Raw genomic sequence first — 24693 nt, forward strand, 5'->3', positions numbered from 1 at the left:
TTCGTAAAATGCCTGTTTTTCGCAAGCAAAGGTAAAATAAGCGCTTGGCTTTGAGGGGTCTGTTGAAAAAAATGGCAAAAATTAAAGCCATAAAAAAAGCCATCCGAATGGGGATGGCTTTTTTGAAGTGTGGTACTATTATTTAATCAGCGTAACGTGACCGGTTTTGTATTTGGCTTCTTTTTGGGAAGTCGTATACTTTATTTTGTAAACATAAGTGTCGTCCTTAATCACATCTCCTTTGTTGAATTTCGCGCCATTCCAACCTACCAAAATATCCTTTGTACTAAATATTTTCTCGCCCCAACGGTCAAAAATATCCATTTCAAAGTCTGATAAATCTAATCCGAATGGAGAAACAACCACACGGAAAACATCATTTAATCCGTCTCCATTTGGAGTAAAGGCATTTGGAACCCATAAACCATAATCATTTTTCACTTCTACTACTTTCACAGCAGTGTCTTTACATCCAAATTCATTAGTTGCAACTAATGTAATATACATAAATCCATGCGTTCCAAAGGTAAAGCTTGTGTTTGTGTTAGAACTATGCATAAAGTCGCCTATATTCCAGAAATAGGTGTTATTCTGAAGTACAGTACTTGTGTTGATGAACTCAACTGTTGGATCAGCTATACTAATTTGATTATCCGGTAGTATTTTAAAGTCAGCTATTGGTAAATCGCGTACAATGATTGGTGGTACTTGTGTGAACACATTACAACCAATGTTATCGTAGTAATTAAAGGTCGCCATAAATGTGCCTGCCGTGGTGTATGTATGTATTGCCGAAATACCTGTTGTTGTAGAATTATCACCAAAAGTCCAAGTACCGGTGCCTCCATTTACGCTTGGTACATTAAACTCTATTTTTAATGGGCGACATCCTTCTAGTGTATTTGTAGTAATACTTACAATTGGCATTGGGTTAACTAATACCGCCACTGTAGAGACATCAGGACATAAGCTTGCGGTTGGACTTGAATTAGTATTATAAGTTAATACAAAGTTTCCTGAGCCCGATGCTGACGGATCAAAAGTATTATTTGCTACTCCTGCGCCAGACCATGTTCCGCCGGGCGTCATGACAGAACTATTTAAGTTAACTGCCGAAGCATTCCAGCAGAAAGGACCAACACTAGATGTAAGCGTTGCCGGGATAAACTTTTCCACATTAATGTCTATGGAAGTTGTTTTAACACACGGTCCGCTACTTACCGTGTAGGAAATGGTATTAGCCCCTATTACTGCTATTTGTGGGTCAAACAACCCGCTTGGGGAAACTGCATTATTGCCTATCCCACTATAAACTCCACCTGTAGGAGAAACCAATAATTGCACAGGTGCCATATTATTACAATATGGCCCTACTTGTGTAATGGTAGGTTGCGGTATCGTATGAACGTTTACCTGCAAGGTAGAAACATCCGGACAAAGTGTTAAAGTTGGGACAGAATTAGTGTTATAAGTTATCACATAAGTTCCAGCGCCTGAAAGTGCCGGGTCAAAAACACCAGCGTTAACGCCTGTTCCTGTCCACGTACCTGTTGTGTTTGCAACAATACCCATTAAATTAACTGTTGGATCACTGATACAAAGCGGCGTAACAGAACCGGTTAATGTTGCCGGGTTATATTGTTCAACATTAATTGTAAGGGTTGAAGCTGCTGAACATGTTCCGGTTCCGGTAGTGTAAGCAACAGTATTTCCTCCAACTGCAGCTAATGAAGGAGTAAAAACACCTGTACCACTCATGTAGGCAGTAGGTGTCCATGTTCCGGTAGTTGGCGTTACATTAATTACTGTTGGTGGGAAATTAGTACAAAACGCGCCACTGGTGATTGTTGGCGTTACCGGAACTATTACTTGTATGTCTACCGATTGAGTTTGTGCGCAATTTACTTGCCCAACCGGATTTACCGTAATACTATAAACGGTGCTCGCAGTTGGAGAAGCTACAGTGCTTTGAGTTGTGGTGCTCGTTAACGCAACATTTGGAGTCCACAAATAAGTAAAGTCAGTAGTTTTTGTAATCGGACAATTACCAAATCTAACATTCGGACGGTTTACAGTAGTGAAGCAAGTTGTGTTTAATCCGCATAAGTTTTGTGAAGAACTATAATAATAACGCGTTTTTGCCACGCCGGTGTTTGTGTACGGCATTAAGGGATTTGAAGTATATGGATTACTGGAAACCCAATTAAAACAAATATCAACTAATATACTAGATACTCCATCCCAATTAAATGGTGTGTTAAATGTGTGATTATTCCAACCGGTTGTTGGTGAATAATTAGCAGGATTTAATACTTGCGTAAATCCGACATTATCCCAAACATTATTCAAAACCGTAAGGTTGGTACATTTCATTTTTATGGTAAATCCTTGCAAGGTTCCTATATAAGATTGTGTGTTTAATCCTATTGGCAACATTGACTTTACAAAGAACTGCATAGACGGAATGGACCCCGGCTGAATTCCCGCCGCGGTTAGGTCGGCTGCTGTAAATAATAATTGATGGCGACAAACATCATAATATCCGCCATAAACACTAGGAAAACTGTATTGTGTATTTGTTAAAGAGCCCGAGCCAACAGATAGGATTTTAGGGTTGGAACACGCTGCCGTAATTGCGCCGCCACAAACAGGAGCAGTAGTATTACTTAAACTAACACCCATTGGAACATTTCCCGAAACACATAATACAGAATTGGTAGGCGTAACCGTATACGAATAATTATATGGGCTTATAGTAAACGTGGTATTGTAGAAACAGGCGCCATCAAACACAGCAACAGAATAGGTGCCAATTGCTAGACCGGAAACACTATCCTTAATAGAAGTTGTGTTTAATAATGTTTGATTAAATGTTCCGTTTGTAACAGTGTACGAATATGGCCCAATTTGTGTGGTGTTTAAATTTACTACGGCATAAGCAACCGGAGGACTTGTTGGGCAAATATCTTTAATATTACTTATATAAATACTTCCGCCTGCAATTTGCTTTAGAGTATACCTAACGGAATCTTTACATCCTTGAGGAGTTGTATAAACAACAGTATAAACTGCATTATTTACAGGTCCATTTACAACTAACGATTGAGACCCTGCGGCACTTGCTATTTGACCAGCACTATTATACCACACATAGCCTGTACCGGTTGTTGCGGTAATTATGGCAAGATTTCCACAGAAGTTTTGATTATATTGATAATAGGTTGGTGGAGCAACCCCAACTGCTACGGTAGACGTTGCTACCCCGCAGGAAACTGCTGTTACGGAAACAGTATAAATTCCCGGTGGAAGATTTTGCGCTGTATTTGTTGTACTGACGACAGTATTTGCAGCATTGACCCATGTATAATTATATCCGACATTACTTCCCTGGACACTCACAGTAGCGCTTCCACTTGATCCTCCCGGACACGTAGGGGATGAGTTCATAGCCGTAATTTGTACACCAGAAATTTTTACTGTATCATTTAATGAGATTGTGCAACCCGTTGGCGTAGTCATTTTAACCTGAAAGACCTGACCAACAATTGCCGGATTAACTGTTAAAGAAGGCGTATTACCCCCAACCAATGGAGACATTGGCGTCATGCCCGGTAACTGATACCATTGATATGCAACATATCCTAATGGTGCAGTTAGCACGGCGGTGTTTGTACCGGCACACATGGCAGAATAAGTTCCACCCTGAGAGCATTCTGCATCAACATACGCGTATCCCCAATGTCCACCATAGCAACAACCACCAACTGTAAATTCGAGATTCACTGCTGTTACAGTTGCATAAATGGGAGAACTTAAGTCAACACCATATTGTCTCCACTTTCTGTATAAAATTTGGTTTCCGCCTAGAAGAGCGCTGTATTTAAACGATGTGTCTGTTGCGGCTTGCGATCCATTCACGTTATATACCCCGCAAGTTCCACCTATTGGATTATTGTTTTGATCTAAAACCGATACTTTAAAATATGGCTGTTGGTTGGCAGCATGAGCTCCATAAAAAACCAAAGCAAATGCGTAAGTAATATTTCTATTGAAAGGAGTTAACGCGAAATTATATCTTAATTTGCAGGCGCGATAATTAGCAATGGCACCGTTCATTCGTACGGAATTTCCGTCAGGATAAAAAGGAGAAACATGTGGAATGTCCGATACCGTTTGAGTACCAACTACTCTTACAGCGATTGAATCATATCCGAACTGGTTGCAAGTTGGATAAACCGGATTTGTAGGAGGTATATTCATTACTGTATGGTAATTTGCTGCATTGGTTAAACCTGCATTATTACCACCCGGGCTAACAATTGTACCGCCGGTTTGAGTATAATTTGGGCTTTGTGATCCTGCAGGGCCACATGTGTTTGAGTTTCCAATACTCCCGGTCCAGTTACCGAAATTGCTATTTTCAAAGCTTGCATTAACGCAGCCTGCTCCCTGAATAACAGGGTTATTACCCTTTGCGTTCCACGCATAAGGATCTACAGGCAACTTATTCTTCATTTCTTGCTGAGCAATAAATTCTCTTTCCAGCGCAAACAAATAACCTTCAATATCGTCTTGGTTCATTCCGTTCTTAATGGCTTGTTCTTTAGCCTTTTCACGATCAAAACTTTCAAGCTGAGGCTTAACTTGGGCACTTAATGTTCCGAAGAGAATAGCTGCAATAAGTAAAATAAATCTTGCTTTCATTTTATGTAATTTCTAGCTTACTAAAATAACAAAAGCATGGGTGGCGCCCCCTATGATTTACTCATTTATTGCTTTATTTCACTCAATTAACAAAAACAAAAAAGCCGCGCTTTTTGGGCGCGGCTTAGGTGAAAAATTACTTTTATTTTATCAGGGTAACGTGACCGGTTTTATGTTTTACTTGTCCGTCGGCCGTTTTGAATTGAAGTTTATAAACATAAACATCATCTTTTAAAGGGTCTCCGCTGTTATTCATTCCGCCTGTCCAGCCGGTTTGATAGTCCTGAGTGGCAAACAAACGCTCACCCCAACGGTCAAATATTTCCATTTTGTAGTAGGATAAATCTAAACCGTAAGGTGTAAATACCGGGCGGAAGAAGTCGTTAACACCATCGTTATTAGGCGTAAATGAATTCGGCACCCATACACCATAATCGTTTTTCACATCCACTAATTTTGTGATGGTGTCGGTACATCCGTATTCGTTTGTTGCAACTAAAGTAATATACATGGTTCCGTGCTCACTGAAAATATAGCTTGCATTAACCGTGTTGAACTGCATTATATTACCGACATTCCAATAATAGGTGTTGTTTTGTAATACTGTACTTGTATTTATGAATTCAACCTCAGGTGTAGCTACTGTAATATTTTCATCCGGTAAAATATTGAAGTTTGCTACCGGAGATGGGTAAATAACAATTGGCATTGGTAATTGAGTAAACACACGGCAACCAATGTTATCCATGTAATCGAATGTTACAAAGTAATTACCAGGTGTAGTATAGGTGTGTGTTGCAGATAAACCACTTGCAGTGTTGCTGTCACCAAAAGTCCAGAAACCGGTACCGGTATTTACATTTGGTGAAGAGAATGTGATTGAGCCCGGCACACAAGATGTTAATGTAGATGTAACAATGTTTGCAATTGGTTGAGGGTTTACCTGAACCGCTATGGTTGAAACATCAGGACATAAACTTGCTGTTGGCATAGAGTGTGTTGAATACGTTAATGTAAACAATCCTGAACCTGAGAATGTAGGATCGAATGTTGTACCAATAACACCAGGACCACTCCATGTTCCGCCTGTTTGCATAACAACTCCATTTAAGTTAGTTGGCGTTGCATTCCAGCAATATGGTCCAACGGTTGAAGTTAATGTGGCGGGAACAAATTTCTCAACGTTAATATCCATTGTTGCCGTCTTAACACATGGTCCGCTTGTTACAGTATAACCAATTGTGTTTGCACCAATAATCGCTAATTGAGGGTCAAATAATCCGGAAAGTGAAACTGCATTATTATTCACACCACCTATAACACCACCCGGAGGCGCCATTAATATTTGTGATGGAGGCATTGTGTTACAATATGGTCCCATTGGTGTAAGCGTTGGTGTTGGGATGGTATGAACATCAATTTGAAGTGTTGAAACATCCGGACACAATGTTAATGTAGGAACCGAGCTAGTGTTATAAGTAATGAAATATGTTCCCGGACCAGATAATGCAGGGTCAAACACGTTAGCGTTTACTCCTGTTCCTGTCCAAGTACCTGTTGTATTTGCAACAATACCCATTAAGTTAACAGTAGGGTCGCTTACACAAAGCGGAGTTACAGATCCTGTTAAGGTTGCAGGATTGTATTGCTCTACATTAATATTAAGCGTGGTTGTTGCCGAACAAGTTCCTTGCCCGACTGTATACGCTACGGTATTTGAACCAACCGTTGCCAATGAAGGGGTGAATACACCTGTTCCTGTTAAATAGGCTGATGGAGTCCAAGAACCTGTTGTTGGTGTTACACTAATTGGAGTAGGTGCAAAATTTGTACAGAAAGCTCCGCTGGTAATAGTAGGCGTAACAGGATTAATCACCATGATGTCTACTGTTTGTGATTGCGCACAGTTTACTTGGTTAATTGGATTAACGGTAATTGTATAAATAGTGCTTACACTTGGCGTAGAAATTGTACTCTGCGTGTTGGTACTTGTTAAAGCATAGTTTGGTGTCCAGCTATAAGTAAAGTTTGCAGGATTCGTTGCACCACAACTTCCAAAACGCACATTAGGACGATTAACGCTTGTGGATGCGAAATTGGTAGTTCCACACATTGGCTGGCTATCGCTGAAAGAATAGCGGGTTCTTACTACGCCTATATTTGTTGATTGCATAATTGGGTTGGAGGTCCAGCTTACGCCTGTGTTTAAAGCGTAGCAAACATCCACCAAAATACTTGATACTCCATCCCATTCATAAGGAGTGGTAAATGTATGAGTATTCCAACCAATAACCGGAGAATAGTTTGTTGCTGCCAATACAGTAGTTAATCCGGTATTATCCCAAGTACTGTTTAATGTAGTTAAATTGGTACATTTCATTTTAATGGTAAAGCCTGGTAATGTTCCAATATATCCGGAAGAGTTGGTTCCATTAGGTAATTTAGATGTTACCCAAAAAGCAATTGAAGAAATTACACCGGGCTGAACACCTGCAGCGGTTAATTCTGCAGCAGTAAATAACAATTGATGACGGTTATTTCTATAATAATGTCCATAAATACACGGCCAAGAAAACTGAGTGTTACTTACCGTACCGGCACCAATTTGATTAATATTAGGGGTAGTGCACCCTCCTGAAGTTGAAGGACCGCATGATGTTGGAACAGTTGTACCAAAATTAGCTGCCATCGGAACAGTTCCGGTTACACAAAGTGTTGTTTGAGTAGTAGGCGTTACTGTATAGCTGAATGTATATGGATTTACAGTAAATGTTTGCGTATACCAACACGCGCCATCAAATACGTTGGCTGTGTAAGTACCAATTGATAAACCTGTAACGCTGTCTTTTTTACTAGTTGTTGGCCCGAATAAGTTGCTGAATCCGCCAGGACCTGTTACGGTATAAGTGTACGGACCAAGTTGCGTCGTAGATAGATTAACAACACCATAGGATACTGAACCACTGGTTGCACAAATTGGTTTTACATTGCTTACATAAATACTTCCACCCGGAATTTGTGATAATACCATTCGGACGGAATCTTTACATCCTTGCGGAGTTGTATAAGTAACATAATAAACACCTCCGTTAACCGGATTTGGTACAGCTAAACTTGGCTGACCTGCGGCGGCAGGAATTGGCGTTAAGTTTTGATACCATTGATAATTTGTTCCTGTTGTTGCGGTAAGTATAGCTAGGTTCCCGCAATAAGGCGAGGATTTCGTATAATAAGTAGGCGGTGCAACCCCCACTTGCACAGTCGCTGTGGCAACACCACATGAAATCGCCGTAACAGAGACAGTATACACTCCCGGCGGAAGGTTAGTTGCAACACTATTAGTTCCGACGACTTGATTAGCAGAATTCACCCATGTAAAATTATATCCTACATTACTTCCAATTACCTGTGCAATGGCTGTACCACTACTTCCGCCCGGACAAGTTGGAGTTGAACCCATACTCGTAATTTGCACGCCTGAAATTTTAATCGTGTCATTTAATGTAATTGTACAACCGGTTGGTGTTTTCATTTGAACCTGATAAACCTGACCAACAATAGCGGGATTAATCGTTAATGTTCCGGTATTTCCACCCTGACCCGCAGGCATTGGCGTCATACCGGGTAATTGATACCACTGATATTGAACATACCCTGCAGGTGCAGTTAAAACCGCTGTATTTGTACCTGCACACATACTAGAATAAGCACCACCTTGAGAGCACTCAGCATCCACATACGCATATCCATAATGCCCACCATAACAACAACCACCTACTGTAAATTCCAAATTAACGGCGGTTACTGTTGCGTAAGCCGGTGAGCTTAAATCAACACCGTATTGTCTCCAAGGCCTGTACTTGACTTGACTAAATCCAATGGCACTAGTTTTGAAAGAAGTATCTGTAGTTGCCTGCAATCCGTTTACGTTGTAAACACCACATGTTCCTCCTATTGGATTATTGTTTTGATCGGTTACAGAAACTTTAAAATAAGGCTGTTCATTTGCAGCGTGTGATCCATAAAATACAACTGCAAAAGCATAAGTAATATTTCTGTTTTGTGGAGTTAATGCAAAATTATATCGCATTTTGCAGGCTCTGTAATTTGCAATGGCTCCATTCATACGAACAGAATTTCCATCAGTATAAAAAGGACAAACATGAGGAATTTCAGAAACTGTTTGAGTTCCTACAATTTTTACAGCTATAGAATCATAGCCGAATTGGTTACACGTAGGATAATTAGGATTAGTTGCCGGAATATTCATTACGGTATGATAGTTCTGAGCATTAGTTAGTCCCGCATTTGCTCCGGCAGGGCTCACAATAGCAGCGCCAATTTGTGTATAATTCGGGCTTTGAGAGCCTGCAGGCCCACATGTATTAGAATTTCCTGTGCTACCTGTCCAGTTTGCGAAATTTGTATTTTCAAAACTTGCGTTAACACATGCGGCACCTTGCGTTGAGTTTATTCCTTTTGCATTCCAAGCATAAGGATCAACCGGAGTACTGTTTTTAGCGTCAACCTTCGCATAAAACTCACGCTCTAAAGCGAATAAGTATCCTTCAACATCATCATAATGAATTCCTTTAGCAGCCGCTTCTTTCTCAGCTGCTTTTCTGTCAAACCACGGCGCCTCTTTTTTAGCTTGAGAAAATGTAATTACCGACTGGAAAATAATAGCTACAACCAGTAACGACTTAAATATATTTGTGTTCTTCATGATCTTGAATAAAGTTTACTATGTAAAGTTAAGCATATTTTGGGGGCTGCCCCCTCCGTTTTACTCATTAAAACCCGCCATTCACTAACTTAACATTATTAACAATTTGTATTTGAAAATGAGGTAGTTATGCTTCGAATTCTAACTTGAACCTGCAAATTTCATGAAATTGTATGATTTTCCTCGAAGACAGTATAATAACTTTTTACGTTTACAAGTAAAAAATCAAAAACACAATTAATTGAATTTTAATTAATTATGATTACAAAATTTACTTTTCAAAAGCCGTATGTTAAACTGCTAGGAAATAACAGGTGGTGGTTCCATTACGTGTCCGCACTTTTTACAGGTGCGTAAATCTTTGGAATTATAGAATTTTTCGAAGACAGCCTGAAACTGATTCGTGATATCCGTTAGGGTAAAATATTCGTCGTATAGTTTTTCGTTACATTTTTCGCAAAACCACATCAATCCGTCCTTTTCACCATCACGACGCTTTCTCTCCATCACCAAGCCTATTGTGTTTTTAAAACGACGTGGGTTATGTGGAACTCGTGGCGGTAATAAAAATATTTCTCCCTCTTTAATTGGCACTTCAACTGCTTTACCATTCTCTTGTATCTGAACAATCACATCTCCTTCCAGTTGATAAAAGAACTCTTCACTTTCATTATAGTGATAGTCCTTTCGCGAATTTGGTCCGCCAACTACCATCACAATAAATTCGGCATCCTTATAAACCACTTTGTTGTTAACGGGTGGTTTCAGTAAATGGCGATTTTCATCAATCCATTTTTTAAAATTAAACGGGCGTGTAATCATAAACTAAATGTAGAGCTTAAAAATTAAAAGTCAAAATGATTAAACCAATTTGCTTTTCATTAAATACTCCGCAATCTGTACAGCGTTGGTAGCGGCTCCTTTTCTCAAATTATCGGCAACAATCCACATGTTTACTGTTTTTGGTTGTGATTCGTCTCTGCGAATTCTTCCAACAAATACCTCATCTTTTTGATGCGCATTCATTGGCATCGGATAAATTTGATTCGCCGGGTCATCTTGTAAAATTATGCCCGGTGTGTTTTTCATGATTTCAAAAATATCTTTCAATTCAAACTCGTTTTCAAACTCAATATTTACGCTTTCACTATGGCCGCCCATAACTGGAATACGCACTGTAGTAGCAGTCACAGCAATTGAATTATCTCCCATAATTTTCTTCGTCTCATTCACCATTTTCATTTCTTCCTTGGTATAGCCATTATCGAGGAAAACATCGATTTGAGGAATCACATTCAAATCAATTGGGTATTTGTAGGCCATCTCCCCTTTCACACCGTTTCTTTCGTTGTTAAGCTGACTAACGGCCTTCACCCCTGTACCTGTAACAGATTGATATGTACTCACCACAACACGCTTGATTTTATATTTTTTATGCAGCGGATTTAGCGCTACCACCATTTGAATAGTGGAGCAATTGGGATTCGCGATAATTTTATCGGCAGCTGTTAGCGCTGATGCGTTAATTTCAGGAACCACTAATTTTTTAGTTGGATCCATACGCCATGCCGAAGAATTATCAATAACGGTTGTTCCGGCAGCCGCAAACTTGGGCGCTGCTTCCAGTGAAGTGCTTCCGCCGGCAGAAAACAATGCAATTTCAGGTTTTAATGCCACAGCCTGATCAATGGAATGTATCTTATACTTTTTCCCTTTAAATTCAATTTCCTTACCTACTGATTTCTCGGAGGCAACCGGAATTAATTCTGTAACCGGAAAATTTCTTTCCTCTAATACTTGTAACATTACGGTGCCAACTAATCCTGTGGCGCCTACTACTGCAACTTTCATTTTCTTTTTCTTTTTTAATTAAACAAAAAAGCCTCTCCACATCGGAAAGGCCTTATATCATTATAATAAAATGTACAGCCTTTCCTATCGGAAAAGTTTCTTTGCACATTTTATTTTCTTTATCATCATTACGGGAGCAAATATCAAAAGTTTTTGATTAAATGCAAAAAATACTTTTTACAAAGCTTACCTTCACACCGTGAAACAATCTGCTACTTCCTGGATTATCTTAATTGTACTTTCGTTGGTATGGGGTAGCTCTTTCATTTTAATGAAACAAGGATTGATTGCCTTTACCAGTGATGAGGTGGCTGCTCTGCGAATTGCTATAGCTTTCATTTTTCTTTTACCTCTTTTATTGAAACATTTTAAAAGTGTTGACTTAAAAAAGGATTTAAAAGGTTTAGTGTTAATGGGGGTATTCGGCAATTTCATACCTGCCTTCTTATTTACCAAAGCCGAAACTGAAATCAGCAGTAGCTTAACCGGAATGCTAAATGCCTTAACACCTCTATTCACTGTTTTAATAGGGGCTCTGGTTTACAAAACAAAAATCAAAAACTCACAGCTGCTTGGTGTGGCGGTTGGATTAGTAGGAGCCGTGCTGCTTCTAGGTATGAATAGCGGAAGTGAATCTTCCAAAAATTTAAATTACAGTTTACTGGTAGTGGCCGCCACTTTTTGTTACGCCATCAGTGTTAACGGTATTAAAAAGTATTTAACTGAAGTAAATTCGGTTGCGGCCAGTGTCTGGTCATTCACTATTATCGGACCAATGGCTCTTGTTTATTTGTTTTCCAGTACTGATTTTCATTCTCATCTCATGGAGCATCCCCAAGGGGCTTCCTCCTTTGGTTTTATTTGCATACTCGCTATTTGCGGAACGGCTTTGTCGATCATTTTATTTAATAATTTAATTAAAGCAGCCGGTGCAGTATTTGCCGCGAGCTGTACTTATTTAATTCCGATCGTGGCGGTTGGTTGGGGAATTTTAGACGGCGAAAGCGTAGGAATGATTCAATTCGTTTCCGTTGCTATTATTATAGTGGGCGTTTGGCTCATCAACAAGAAATAAATTTCAAGCAATCGGCTGAAAGCATTTTATTCAAATTCATTTTACTTAGCGTGTTGATGTAATCAAACTCTGAATCTGACTTTTGTTCAATGAGCTTTTTAACCAATAACTTTTGTTCCACGTTAAGTATATTTAATTGAGTGCACATGTAAAAAAACATGACCAGCTTATTCATTCCGGCAGGATTACTTTTCACAAAGCCAGGCGAAAGCTTCAATGTTTTGATAATGGCTTTTCTGGCGTCTGCCTCCGCTTTCATACGATTACCGTTATAATCGCTTGCTATTCTTTGCGAGATGTATTTACTCATCAAAGATGGATTGAGCGGTTTCTTAAGGTGACTGAAATTCACAAATACGTTTCCGGCTGTAAATTTCTTCAAGGTTTCAATAGAAGAACGATATCCCTTTTGAGCGGCAATGATAGACGCTTCCTTGAGAGCCAATTCGTTTAGTTCTGTGTCGAGTGGACGGAATCCGAATCGGTAATAAAACCAGAATGCGCCGGATTGTAATCCCTCCGGATTATTTTTCCCGAACTGATAAGGCTCTACCTCAAAGTACTCTGCGCCAAAAGCGTTTTTATAGGTACGCAAAAGTTGCGCAAACACAAAGGCAGATTCTCCTCCACGAAATGCTTCGAAAATATTTATTCCTAATAAAGAACGATGTCCGAATAACCAACCACCGCCATATGCCATGGGATAACCGTTTTTAAACATCATAAATCCGATGTATGACTCTAACGGTAAGCGGCGCTGCGGCAGCATGCTAAATAAGGCGATGGATAATCCGTGCTCCAATTCAAAAAACAGAAGTCCTTCTTCGTTGCAATAAGTGACAGGATCCGTTTCGCGGTTTAACAAGGCTAATGCGGTGCGTGAGGCATCGATGATTTGTTTCCTTTGCGTGTTACTTAATTTGGAAGGAACCGGTAATTTCTTTTTAATGATAGATGCTTCATCAAATTTCTTTAATATTCCGCTGCTGTGGTAAAAAGTTTTTGTGAGTTGAATGTTTCCAAAGCTGCGTGAAAATTTTTCATCGCGGCCTAAAACAGTTATATAAACTGATAACGATTCGAAAAGCTGATCTTTCACTAAATCAGGAACCTTAATAGAGTCTACATGATTTACCAACCATTGCAATTGCTGATGTTTGTTTTTTGTTCCGCTTAGTTTTTCAATCCACTTGCCCGCTTTCATTTTTTCATCGGCGAGCATTTCGAATTCCATTTCTGGAAAGCCATATTTTAAAACTTCCTTTGGATGTGTGCCGCTCTCATCGAAAGAGTGTAACTGAACATCTTTTCCATATTCTTTTAATAACCATTTAGCCAAACTTAAACTAAAAGCGCCATCCGTTTGTGTATTTGCGATTCCACTTAAAATAAGTTTATCTTTTACATCTTGCTTAGCAGATTTTATAAAGACGGAGAGTCTTTTCATTTCAGAAGCTGCTAAATTTCGTATCGTTTCGTTCTCAGGATAAGCTAAAGTAAACAGCAAACTGTCGTGATAGTGTTTAATTGCATGTGCTGAAGAAAATTTAGTGGAAGAACACTCGGTAAGTGCTTTTTCTTTCTGTTGTGCAGACAGCTCATTAAAACTATTTGCTACCTTTTTAAATTCTTCGAATGCCATGAAAAGATTTTAAACTAAAAGTGCAGAAAATAATTCAAATAAAAAACCCCCTCAGATACCTGAGAGGGTTTTTACTAATGTGATTAATATTAGTTTTTGCGTAAATCCAATTCATTAATAATGTTAGTAGCGCCACCCAATTTTTCGATAACCCATAACACATAACGTACATCCACATTAATGGTGCGGTTTAAATCTTTATCGAATGCTATCTTATGACTAAGTGCCTCGTAGTTACCGTCAAACGCCAAACCAATTAATTCGCCTTTAGCGTTGATAACCGGTGAACCTGAGTTTCCACCAGTAATATCATTAGTAGTAATGTAACCAACAACGATATCGTTAACGGTTGGATCTGCATACTGACCAAAATCTTTTTTCTTAGCTGCTTCAATTAAGTTAGCCGGTAAATCAAACTCATAATCGCCCGGTTTGTATTTTTCTATAACGCCTTTTAATGTACAGATGTGGCTGTATTTAACACCATCGCGCGGTGCATATGATTTAACCTGACCGTAAGAAACGCGCATCGTGAAATTAGCATCCGGATACATTTTCTTACCCTTATTCATTTCTAAAATTCCTTTGAGATAAGTACGTCCTAAATAATTATTTTGTGACGTAAAGTCCATAAAGTATTTCTGATAATTGTTATTGAAATTAGAGCTGAAAGTATTTGCTATCATAAATGCAGCGTCCTTGTGCAGAACCGCGGTATCAGGATTAGCCATAAAAGCTTCAAATTTCTTTGCATCTAACAACATCGTGTTGTTAAACACATAATCTGCCAACAATGTATAGCATTGTTTATTTTTTAATTCGCCAAACTTTGTATTCACCCAATTATAAAATCCTTTTGGATGTTGCGTAGCATCCACTTCATTATAGAAACTTTGAGTAACAAAAGCTAAAATGTTTTTATCAGAAGTAACATCTTCACCTTCAATAAACGCGGCGTGTGCTCTTTTTAGCATGCCCACCATCTTAGTGATTTCTTCTTTCGTTACATCTTTTTTACTTAACAAAGCATCTAATCTTTGCATATTTGCCGCCATTGCAATTAATGGTGAACCTAAAATACCTTCGTTCAAATACACACGGTGTTTTGCGTATGGTCTCCACGCATCGTAGATTTTTGCATAGTCGGCAAAGAGATTATCAAATTCAGGTTTACCTTTTGCCCACGCTGCAAATGCAGCTTCATTAGCCTGTTTCTCTTCGTAAGTTTTAAACTTTAATAATTGTTTTGATTCGCCATCGAAAAACTTCCAATAGTTTGCAACGCCTGCATAATATCCTGCTAATTTCAATTTTACTGCCGGATCCTTTATCATTTCTTCATGCATGTACTTTAAACGCTGATCACGTAAAGCAACTAATGATGGATTTTCGATGTCGGTTTTTAATTTAACACCGTAAGAAGTTTCATAACGGTTGGTACCCCCCGGATATCCAAAAATCATTGCGAAATCCCCGTCTTTTACTCCTTTAATTGAAACCGGTAAAGAATATTTTGCTTTGTAAGGAACATTGTCTGCAGCATAATCAGCAGCTTTTCCGTCTTTACTCATGTACACACGGAAAATAGAGAAGTCGCCGGTGTGACGAGGCCACTCCCAATTATCAGTATCACCACCAAATTTTCCAATGCTTTCTGCAGGTGTTCCCACTAAGCGAACATCTTTATAACGCTCGTAAACAAACAATAAAAACTGATTGCCTTTAAACATAGAAGCAATACGACCTTCGTAGCCGGTACCTTCTGTTTCTTTGTTCGCAAGTTCAGTTAAGATTCCTTGTAATTTCTGAGTTAATTCAAGTGCTTTTAAATCCTTTATTTTCTCGTTTACTTTATCTGTAACATCTACAATTTTAATTAAAAACTGTGCGTGTACACCCGCAGCAGGAATTTCTTCTTGTTTTGTTTTTGCCCAAAACCCGTCGCGTAAATAATTGTGCTCAACTGTTGAAGCAGCAGCAATTGCATTATACCCGCAATGGTGATTGGTAAAAATCAATCCTTCTTTACTTACAATTTCTCCTGTGCAACCGCCGCCAAAAATGATAATAGCGTCTTTAATGCTTGCCTGATTGATGCTGTATAATTGTTCTTTGGTAACTTTTAATCCTTTCTTTACCATGTCGGCATAAACCTGTTCGCCTAATAACATAGGTAACCACATGCCTTCATCGGCTTTGGCCACCGGTTTAAATACGAATTGAATGGCCAGAATAAATACAAGTAAACGTTTCATTAGCTAGGGTTTTTAAAACGGGAGCGAAACTACCGTAAAAAAGAGGGGATTGCCAATTTTTTAGATAAATACGGGTATAGTTAGACGAAAAAAAGCTATCTGCTTGATTGCTTTGATATTAAGTCCCCCATTTTGGGGGATAAACGCCTAAAATTTACTAGAAAAGTGAAGCCTGACCGCTTTCTTGTTCCAGCAACCACTTCTTACGCCAAAGCTCCCCCGAATAACCCACCAACTTACCATCGCTTCCAATCACGCGGTGACAAGGAATGATAATAGATATTGGATTTTTTCCATTCGCGGCGGCTACAGCTCGAATGGCGTTTTCGTCGCCCAATCGCTTTGCCAAATTTAAATAGGAGATGGTTGTGCCATATGGAATTTTTTGCAATTCCTGCCAAACAGTTTTTTGAAAATCGGTGCCGGCAGGACGAAGCGGCAAGGCGAAGGACGTTAGTTCCTTATTAAAATAAGCCTGCAATTGCTTTTTTGCTTCCGCATTAATCGGTGAAAAAGAAAATGGCTGCTTTTCAAGAGTGATTTTGCCCACCTTTACAAACAAAACTGATAATAGCTCGTTAGAGGTTGATGTTAGTTCAATCTCGCCGATGGGAGTATCCAAATATTCAAAATGCAGTTTTTGATCTGACATCTATAAACGTGTTTTCACAATTTCCTCTACTACAGCCGGGTCTAACAAAGTAGATGTGTCTCCTAAATTAGAAATTTCTCCCTCAGCTACTTTACGCAATATCCGGCGCATGATTTTACCACTGCGCGTTTTTGGAAGACCACTTACAATCTGTATTTTATCGGGCTTAGCAATTGGTCCGATTACTTTGTTTACCTCAGCAATAATTTCTTTACGCAAAATATCGTGGTTCTTTTGTGTGGAAGGAACAATAACATAGGCGTAAATGCCTTGTCCCTTTATATCGTGTGGATATCCAACAACAGCGCTTTCAACCACATCGGCGTGCATATTAATAGCGCTCTCCACTTCCGCTGTACCAATGCGATGACCGCTTACATTCATTACATCATCCACACGACCGGTAATTCGGTAATATCCGTTTTCATCGCGCTTGCATCCATCGCCGGTAAAATAAAGATTATTGTAAGTGGAGAAATATGTTTGTTTGCAACGTTCGTGATCACCAAACGTGGTACGGATAATGGATGGCCATGGGAATTTAATGCACAAGTTTCCTTCTACATTGTTTCCGGTAATCTCATTTCCTTTTTCATCTACCAATAGCGGCTGCACACCGGGCAAAGGCAATGTTGCAAAGCTTGGCTTAGTTTTCGTAATTCCCGCTAATGGAGAAATTAAAATGCCGCCGGTTTCGGTTTGCCACCAGGTATCAACAATAGGGCATTTTTCTTTACCGATGTTTTTATTGTACCAATGCCATGCCTCTTCATTAATGGGCTCGCCTACGCTGCCTAATACTTTTAAGCTGCTTAAGTTGTGCGGACTAACGTAGTTCAGTCCTGCGGCTTCCAGTGCACGAATGGCGGTTGGTGCCGTATAAAAATGAGTGACTTTATGTTTATCCACCACTTTCCAAAAGCGACCTGCATCCGGAAAAGTAGGAACACCTTCAAAAATAACAGAGGTAGCTCCGGCTAATAACGGACCATAGGTAATATAAGAGTGTCCTGTTATCCAGCCCACATCGGCTGTACACCAATAAATATCACCCGGGTTATATTGAAATACATTTAAAAAGGAATAGCAGGTATATACCATGTAACCGCCGCATGTATGCACAACGCCCTTTGGTTTACCGGTTGAACCTGAGGTGTAAAGGATAAAAAGCATATCCTCGCTATCCATGGTTTCTGCCTCACAACGGTCGGAAGATTGCGGCACTACATCCTGCCACCAAATATCTCTGCCTGAAAGCATGTTAACAGAAGCGCCGGTATGTTTGTAGACTAAGACGTTGGTAACAGAAGCGCAAGTTTCTAAAGCTTCATCAACCACCGACTTTAAATTAATGGTTTTGTCGCCACGATAAGAGCCATCACTCGTTAAAACAACTTTACAATCTGAATCCTGTATACGACTTGACAAAGAAGCTGCAGAAAAGCCGGCAAACACCACCGAATGAACAGCGCCGATGCGCGCGCAAGCCAGCATAGAAAAAACAGCTTCCGGAATCATGGGTAAATAAATACAAACACGATCTCCCTTTTTAACGCCAAAACTCTTTAAAACATTGGCTAAACGACAAACTTCATCATGTAATTGCTGATAGGTAATTACGCGATTAGGTTTATCCTCAAAGTTTGATTCCCAAACAAACGCAGTTTCGTTACCCTTCGTTGGTAAATGGCGATCGATACAGTTTTCGGTAATATTAAGCTTACCATTAACGAACCACTCCACATCATAGTCCTTAAAATTCCAATTTAAAACTTTGTCCCATTTTTTACGCCACGTAAAGTGACTTGCTTTCTCCTCCCAAAAGGCCTCCGGATTTTCAACGGATTGCTTATACTCGTTTTGATAATCGGCAAAAGTTTTAATTTTTAGCATAGTAACAGAATTTGCCAATGAAATTAGAGCATACGATTATAAAAACCAAGTTAAATTTTGTTGGCGGTAAGCTGACTGAACAAAAGACGTTTCACCACGGGTAAAAACGTTTCTTTTGTGGGCAAAGGAATGGACGATTGAAAAATGTAAACTGCCGGATTTGGAAGATATGGATTTTGATAAATTAAGTCCTGCTTCACTTTATCGATAGGCATGGAAAGGGATATAGTGTAAGAAGAAACATAATTTGTTTTAAAACTCATCGCCTTTTGGTTGACGAATGAGATAGGCGACAACTCATAATTGTAAACAAACACTTCCTTTTCGGGTGGAGTGCTTAAAATAAAGTAGCCTTCGTTCTTATTGATTGGAAGAATGCCAAGAGGTTCGCGCTGAATGTTTTTTTCTACATAGTCAAAGATTGTTTTTCCCTGCATCACTTCCTTCGCCATAAGCGGCATGCTAAATTCAATAATCTGCTTTATTTCCTGAAACCACTCTTCTTCGTTGGGAGACTTATAATTTAGTTTAAGATGTTCAGTGTCTATTGACTCTAACGGTTTTTTAAAACTGTCGTTAAGTTTGTTCTCTGACTCTTTTAGCTCCTTCAGATTCCTGAAATGCTCAATTAATTCCGAAAATTCAGGGTAAAGCTGTGTGCTCGAAAATTTATCGTGCACCTTTTTGAGGTAGGCCAACAGAATGTACTTTTTGTATTCAAAATCTATTAAGCCTTCGGTTAACCAGTTTTTTGCAAGTGTTTCCATAAGCTTTTAACAAATTATACGTTAAAATTAAGGTCATGTTGCGCAAATTGCTGTTAAAAATTGTCACATTTCATTGTTAAAAAGTAAGCCATTATTTACAAAAGCACTTTAACAATGGTGTTAATTTTGAGTACAATTTATGAAGATGAAGAAAATTATAGTTTTAGGCCTTATTGCTGTTTTAACAGCTTGTGTGCCTCAGCGTTTGTTGGAAGAATCGAAAAGCAAACAACAGGAATGTGAAAAGGAATTAGCCGCTATTAAAAAATCGGCACAAGAAAACGAAACCAAACTGGCAGAGTTAAATGAACAATACGAGAAAAACGCCAAAGCCCTAGGCGGATTGCAACGTGATACTTCCATTATTGGTTCGAATTATCGCAACCTAACCAGCAAATACGACAAATTAAATCTGCTGAACGAACAGTTAATGGATCGTCTCAATAAACTCTTAAGCGGAAGTGAAAAAGACAATGCCAAATTGAGCAGCGATTTACAATTAACGCAGGAGCAATTATTGAAGAAGCAAGATGAATTAAAAGCGCTTGAATTGAAATTAAACAAACAACAACAAGAACTGGATGCATTAGCTGCCGAATTAAAAAAGCGTGAAGCCCGTGTTGCAGAGTTGGAAGACATCTTAAAGAAAAAAGATCAGGCGGCTAATGATCTGAAGAAAAAATTAAGTGATGCTTTATACAATTTCGAAAACAAAGGTTTAACCATTACTCAGAAGAACGGAAAGGTTTATGTGAGCATGGATGAAAGTTTGCTTTTTGCCAGCGGAAAAACCAATGTAGAACCAAAAGGCGTTGAGGCATTAAAGAATGTGGCAAAAGTATTGGAACAAAATACAGATATCAATGTGATGGTAGAAGGTCATACTGATGATGTACCAATGAAAGGCGCAGGTGAAATAAAAGATAATTGGGATTTAAGTGTGATGCGCGCCACTTCGGTGACTAAAATAATGCTCACAGGCTCTAAAATTGAAGCTAATCGCATTACGGCAGCAGGCAGAGGTGAGTTTTTCCCTTTAGATGCCGCAAAAACAGCCGAAGCACGCAAGAAAAACCGCCGTACTGAGATTATTTTAACCCCTAAACTGGATGAATTGCTAAAGGTTTTGGGAGACAACAACTAATTTAAAATCCCTTTCTCCTTTTATTTAAAGCCCGTCATAAGACGGGCTTTTTCTATTATATAATTGATTTTCAAGTGCTTACTTTATTTATACGCTACTTATACAACAGTTAAACAATAGTTAATTAAAATATTAAACAAGTATTAAATCGCTGTAAAACATACTACTTACATCCTGATATGCAACCTAATGCTTGTCTAAACCGTAGAAAATCGTACTTTTGAACAAGTTATTAACACTTTTATGAGAAAACTAACCTCCTCTGAGTTCGATCAACTACCAATTAAAGGTAAAGGACGAAGTTCTATTGTTTTTAACTCACTAATCAATCTTAAAGAAGGCGAAGCGCTTTTAATAGAGCGTAAAGACTGGAATCGCAAAGCAGGACCCAGCACACTGGTACGTTACATTGAGAAAAAACACGACATGAAATTTATTTGTGGTGCTCTCGAGGGAGGAAAAGGTTGGGCTGTGAAAAGAATGGAAACAATTAAGAGAGAAGCGCAGAAGCAAAAGCCTGTTGTGAAGAATGAAAAACAAGAAGAAAAAGAAATTATTTCTAAGGATAACCTTCAATTAAAATCAGAGTTGATTTTATTCTATCTAAGTAGAATTGCCATTCACAAAATTGAACGTATAGAGGATACCTTAAAAGCAAGCATTATGCATTTTTGGAAAGAGGATAAAAAATTACTTGAGCAATATCTGAATGAAATTATTATGAGTCTTCAAGATCAGGGTCATATAATCATCGAAAACGACAAGACGTATATTCCGCTTCGCAACAGTAAAATTTAATTCAATAAAAAAGCCCCGGCAAATGTCGGGGCTTTCTTTTTTACTTACTTAAAATCTTGAACTCGGTTCGACGATTGTTTTGTCGTCCTTCATCTGTATCATTCGTGTCAATTGGTTTGGTTTCGCCATAACCTTTTGCTGTTAAACGATCGGATGGAATTCCTTTACTGATCAAATAACTTACTACAGATTGAGAACGGCTATCCGATAATTTCATATTGTACTCATCCGAACCTTTACTATCCGTATGAGAACCTAATTCAATTTTAATGGTTGGGTTTTCAGTTAATAATTTTATTAATCGGTCTAACTCGTTAGCCGATTCAGGGCGAATAGTTGCTTTATCAAAATCAAAGAAAATATTTCTTAATACGATAACGCTTCCAACTTCTACTTTCTTCAAGGCAACATCTTTCACATACTCAACGTATGTTGCGTTAATATCAATGATGAAGTTTTCGGAGTGAAACAAATATCCATCTTTTCTAACCGCAATACCATAGTTTTTACCGGCCGGTAATGTAACTAAATATCTACCTGTTGAACTATTTGATTTAAATGTGGCTAATACAACATTCTTTTCGTTATCAATTAAATCAATGTTAGCCTCTAATACTTCGTTGGTTTTTGCATCGGTGATTACACCCTTCAATAAAGCCATTTTCGGCCCTTTCGCTTCAACCGCACCTTCTGTTTTTAAATTGGAAATAGGATTAGCTGCCATTGCCAACAATTGATCTTCTGTATTGAGCATCGGTTGCTTCTCCGGTCCTAATAGTGTTAAACGGAAAATATCCGCGCCTCCATAACCTTTCATGCTGGAGCTTGAATAATAACCATGACGACCATTCGCCGATAACACAAAAAACACATCATCATCGGGCGTATTAATCGGAATCCCTAAGTTTTCCGGTTTGCTCCATACTCCGTTTTCGAGCGTAGTTTTGAAAATATCAAAGCCACCAATAGTTCCCGGACCTTTTGAAGAGTAATACATGGTTTTTCCGTCAGGCATCATAAAAACACCGTCTTCTCCATATTCGCTATTAATAGGTGCACCCAAATTCACAGCCTTTTCAAATTTTCCTTTCTCATTTATAACAGAATAATAAATATCATGACCGCCTAGTCCACCCTTTCTATCACTCACAAAATATAAAATCTTGCCATCGTAAGAAAAAGATGCAGAAGGCTCGTGACCTGAGCTGTTCACTGCCTTGCCTAAATTCTCAGGTTTAGTCCAGGTCATACCTTTTAATTCGGAAATAAATAAATCACCACCATTTTCATCTACATAAGTAACGAGTAATTGCCCATCGGGTGATAAACAAATAGCGGAGTTGTGCTTAGCGATATTAACCGGTGTTCCAATGTTGCGGGCTACCGTCCATTTCTTCTTCACCTTAGTCGACATCCAAATATCTTCATAAGATAAATTATCTTCCGGACATAACTCAGGATTTACACCGCCCGGTCTTCTCGAAGTAAACAACATCACACTTTCATCGGCAGAAATAACCGGCGAATAATCACTGTATGTACCATTAATTTCTTGCCCAACGTTATCAATAAATACGCGAACAGGATTTTTTGAAAGTTCTTTACCTGTTTTACATTCATCGATGTGCTTCAATGTTTTTTTCAATTCAGCATCATCCAGTTTTTGTGTATTCTTATAGGCTTCAAATTCCGTAATAGCCTTATCCCATTCTGATTGTAATTGATAAGCAGCCCCTAAATAAAACTTGATTTTCTTATCAACATTTGGGTTCAATTGATATGCCTTCATTACATATTCATAAGCCCGGGTTCTTTCATGAGAGTTCTTGCTCAAATAACACACTGCTATCATAAAGTTCACTTTATCGTTATTCGGATTGAAGGCTTGTGCTTTTAAATAATAAGGTAAAGCGGCCATGTAGAGTCGCTCTTCGCCCATATCAATAATACCATCTCCTTCACGAATGGCGGCAATAGCCTCACGTAATTCATCTTTTTTATCAGGAAAATTCTTTTTCTCAAATTCAACGTTCTGCGAAAATGCCAAAAAAGGCAAGGCGACAACCGTTAGTATGTATAATATCTTTTTCATGTTATTCGGTACAATCTGAGTTAATAAATGATTTAGCTGCAGCAACTCCCAATTCCATTGCTTTTTTCCAATCGGCACAACTTCCCTCTTCTTCTCTTAACATTTGGCGTGCAATCCCGCGGTTATAATAAGCGGGACCATTTTTTGGATTTAATTGAATGGCTTTGTCTGCCATATCTTTCGCCTTTTTATATTCCTTTTGCTTAATGAACACAGATGCTAATCCATTAAAAGCGGATGAATTGTTTGGATCCTTTTTTATTACCTCATCAAAATCCGTTTTAGCAGCCGAAATATTGCCTGCATCCATGCGCGATGCGCCTCTGTTAACCATGGCGATTAAGTATTTATCGTTTACCTGTAACGCTTTGCTGTAAGCTTCTGCCGCCTTCGGGTAATTTTTGTTTTCGCGGTAGGCCGAACCCAAATTGTTATAAATAAAGGCCTGATTGCCATCTAACGAAATAGCCTTCTCATAATCTGCCACGGCACCATTGTAATCCTGTAGGGCACGCTTGGCGCTACCTCGATCATTATAGGCATAAGTATAATTTCCATTCGATAAAATAGCCTTATCGTAAGAGGCGATAGCTTCTTTATATTCACCGGCCTCGTATTGTAATAAGCCCTTATAATAATTCGCCTCGGCATGTCCGGATTTTAATCCCAAACATTTATCAAGCGCTACCATTTGTGAATCCTTTTTGTTTTCTGCAAAAAAGATGAGGCTTTTTGTAAAATAAGCATCCTGATTTTGAGGTGCAATTTTAATAACATTATTTATATCTGCTAAAGCCTCGGCATAACGTTTAGCCTGTGTTAAAGCAATGGAACGATTGTACAGCGCTTTATCGAATGCCGGTTTATTAGCGATACTTTTTGTAAAAAAGTCGATAGCCGTTACGTAATCATTACTTTTTAGACGCTCTAAACCACTGTTATAGTCGGCTTCGGCTTGTTGTTCGGGGGTGAGCTGAGTAGCTACTTTAACCGTGTCCTGGGCGTATGAACAAAAGCCCGTCAACATTGTTACTAGAATAAGAAGTTTTTTCATTGTTGCATTTTTTTAACAATGAGACTAAAATACGATAATA

14 protein-coding genes are annotated in these 24693 nt (G+C 38.8%); 3 read left to right on the plus strand and 11 right to left on the minus strand.

Translation table 11 applies throughout. The features are described from left to right. Positions 1 to 138: 138 nt before the first annotated feature. From J0L69_01475 to J0L69_01490, 4 genes are all read right to left on the minus strand, one after another. Positions 139 to 4704: a gliding motility-associated C-terminal domain-containing protein gene (locus tag J0L69_01475; GenBank protein MBN8691830.1), complete on the minus strand. Its 4566-nt coding sequence runs from the start codon at positions 4702 to 4704 to the stop codon at positions 139 to 141. Between the two features lie 142 nt (positions 4705 to 4846). Next, the gene (locus tag J0L69_01480) at positions 4847 to 9430 is read right to left on the minus strand and encodes a gliding motility-associated C-terminal domain-containing protein (protein ID MBN8691831.1); all 4584 of its coding nucleotides are present in this window, start codon (positions 9428 to 9430) and stop codon (positions 4847 to 4849) included. Positions 9431 to 9730: 300 nt separating this feature from the next. Then, on the minus strand, positions 9731 to 10252 hold the full coding sequence (locus J0L69_01485; GenBank protein ID MBN8691832.1) for a 3-hydroxyanthranilate 3,4-dioxygenase: 522 nt from the start codon (positions 10250 to 10252) through the stop codon (positions 9731 to 9733). Positions 10253 to 10291: 39 nt separating this feature from the next. Beyond that, complete coding sequence (locus tag J0L69_01490; GenBank protein ID MBN8691833.1) at positions 10292 to 11281, minus strand: aspartate-semialdehyde dehydrogenase; 990 nt, start codon at positions 11279 to 11281, stop codon at positions 10292 to 10294. Positions 11282 to 11480: 199 nt separating this feature from the next. Between J0L69_01490 and J0L69_01495 the strand changes: the two genes are divergently transcribed. Further along, positions 11481 to 12356, plus strand: coding sequence for an EamA family transporter (locus J0L69_01495; protein ID MBN8691834.1), 876 nt, complete (start codon positions 11481 to 11483; stop codon positions 12354 to 12356). Here the strand turns inward: J0L69_01495 and J0L69_01500 are convergent. From J0L69_01500 to J0L69_01520, 5 genes are all read right to left on the minus strand, one after another. Then, a complete protein-coding gene (locus tag J0L69_01500) occupies positions 12343 to 13998 on the minus strand; it encodes a hypothetical protein (GenBank protein MBN8691835.1) in 1656 nt (551 codons plus the stop codon). The genes J0L69_01495 and J0L69_01500 overlap by 14 nt on opposite strands. 89 nt (positions 13999 to 14087) lie before the next feature. Then, positions 14088 to 16253, minus strand: coding sequence for a S46 family peptidase (locus J0L69_01505; GenBank protein MBN8691836.1), 2166 nt, complete (start codon positions 16251 to 16253; stop codon positions 14088 to 14090). Between the two features lie 157 nt (positions 16254 to 16410). Beyond that, positions 16411 to 16905: a methylated-DNA--[protein]-cysteine S-methyltransferase gene (locus J0L69_01510; GenBank protein MBN8691837.1), complete on the minus strand. Its 495-nt coding sequence runs from the start codon at positions 16903 to 16905 to the stop codon at positions 16411 to 16413. Continuing rightward, positions 16906 to 18798, minus strand: coding sequence for an acetate--CoA ligase (acs, locus tag J0L69_01515; GenBank protein MBN8691838.1), 1893 nt, complete (start codon positions 18796 to 18798; stop codon positions 16906 to 16908). Positions 18799 to 18848: 50 nt separating this feature from the next. Beyond that, positions 18849 to 19565, minus strand: a complete 717-nt coding sequence (locus J0L69_01520; protein ID MBN8691839.1) for a hypothetical protein — start codon at positions 19563 to 19565, stop codon at positions 18849 to 18851. A gap of 145 nt (positions 19566 to 19710) precedes the next feature. Between J0L69_01520 and J0L69_01525 the strand changes: the two genes are divergently transcribed. Both J0L69_01525 and J0L69_01530 read left to right on the plus strand, forming a co-directional pair. Next, entirely contained in the window at positions 19711 to 20709 is a 999-nt protein-coding gene (locus J0L69_01525; protein MBN8691840.1) for an OmpA family protein, read from the plus strand. A gap of 243 nt (positions 20710 to 20952) precedes the next feature. Then, positions 20953 to 21507 carry a hypothetical protein gene (locus J0L69_01530; GenBank protein MBN8691841.1) on the plus strand — a complete coding sequence of 185 codons (555 nt, stop codon included), beginning with the start codon at positions 20953 to 20955 and terminating at the stop codon, positions 21505 to 21507. A 40-nt stretch (positions 21508 to 21547) separates the two neighbouring features. On the opposite strand, the gene J0L69_01535 is transcribed toward J0L69_01530, so the two are convergent. Further along, on the minus strand, positions 21548 to 23599 hold the full coding sequence (locus J0L69_01535) for an OmpA family protein (protein MBN8691842.1): 2052 nt from the start codon (positions 23597 to 23599) through the stop codon (positions 21548 to 21550). A 1-nt stretch (position 23600) separates the two neighbouring features. After that, complete coding sequence (locus J0L69_01540) at positions 23601 to 24653, minus strand: tetratricopeptide repeat protein (GenBank protein MBN8691843.1); 1053 nt, start codon at positions 24651 to 24653, stop codon at positions 23601 to 23603. Between the last annotated feature and the right edge of the window lie 40 nt (positions 24654 to 24693).

The sequence above is a fragment of the Bacteroidota bacterium genome (assembly GCA_017303905.1).
Lineage (GTDB): Bacteria > Bacteroidota > Bacteroidia > B-17B0 > Aurantibacillaceae > JAHEYG01.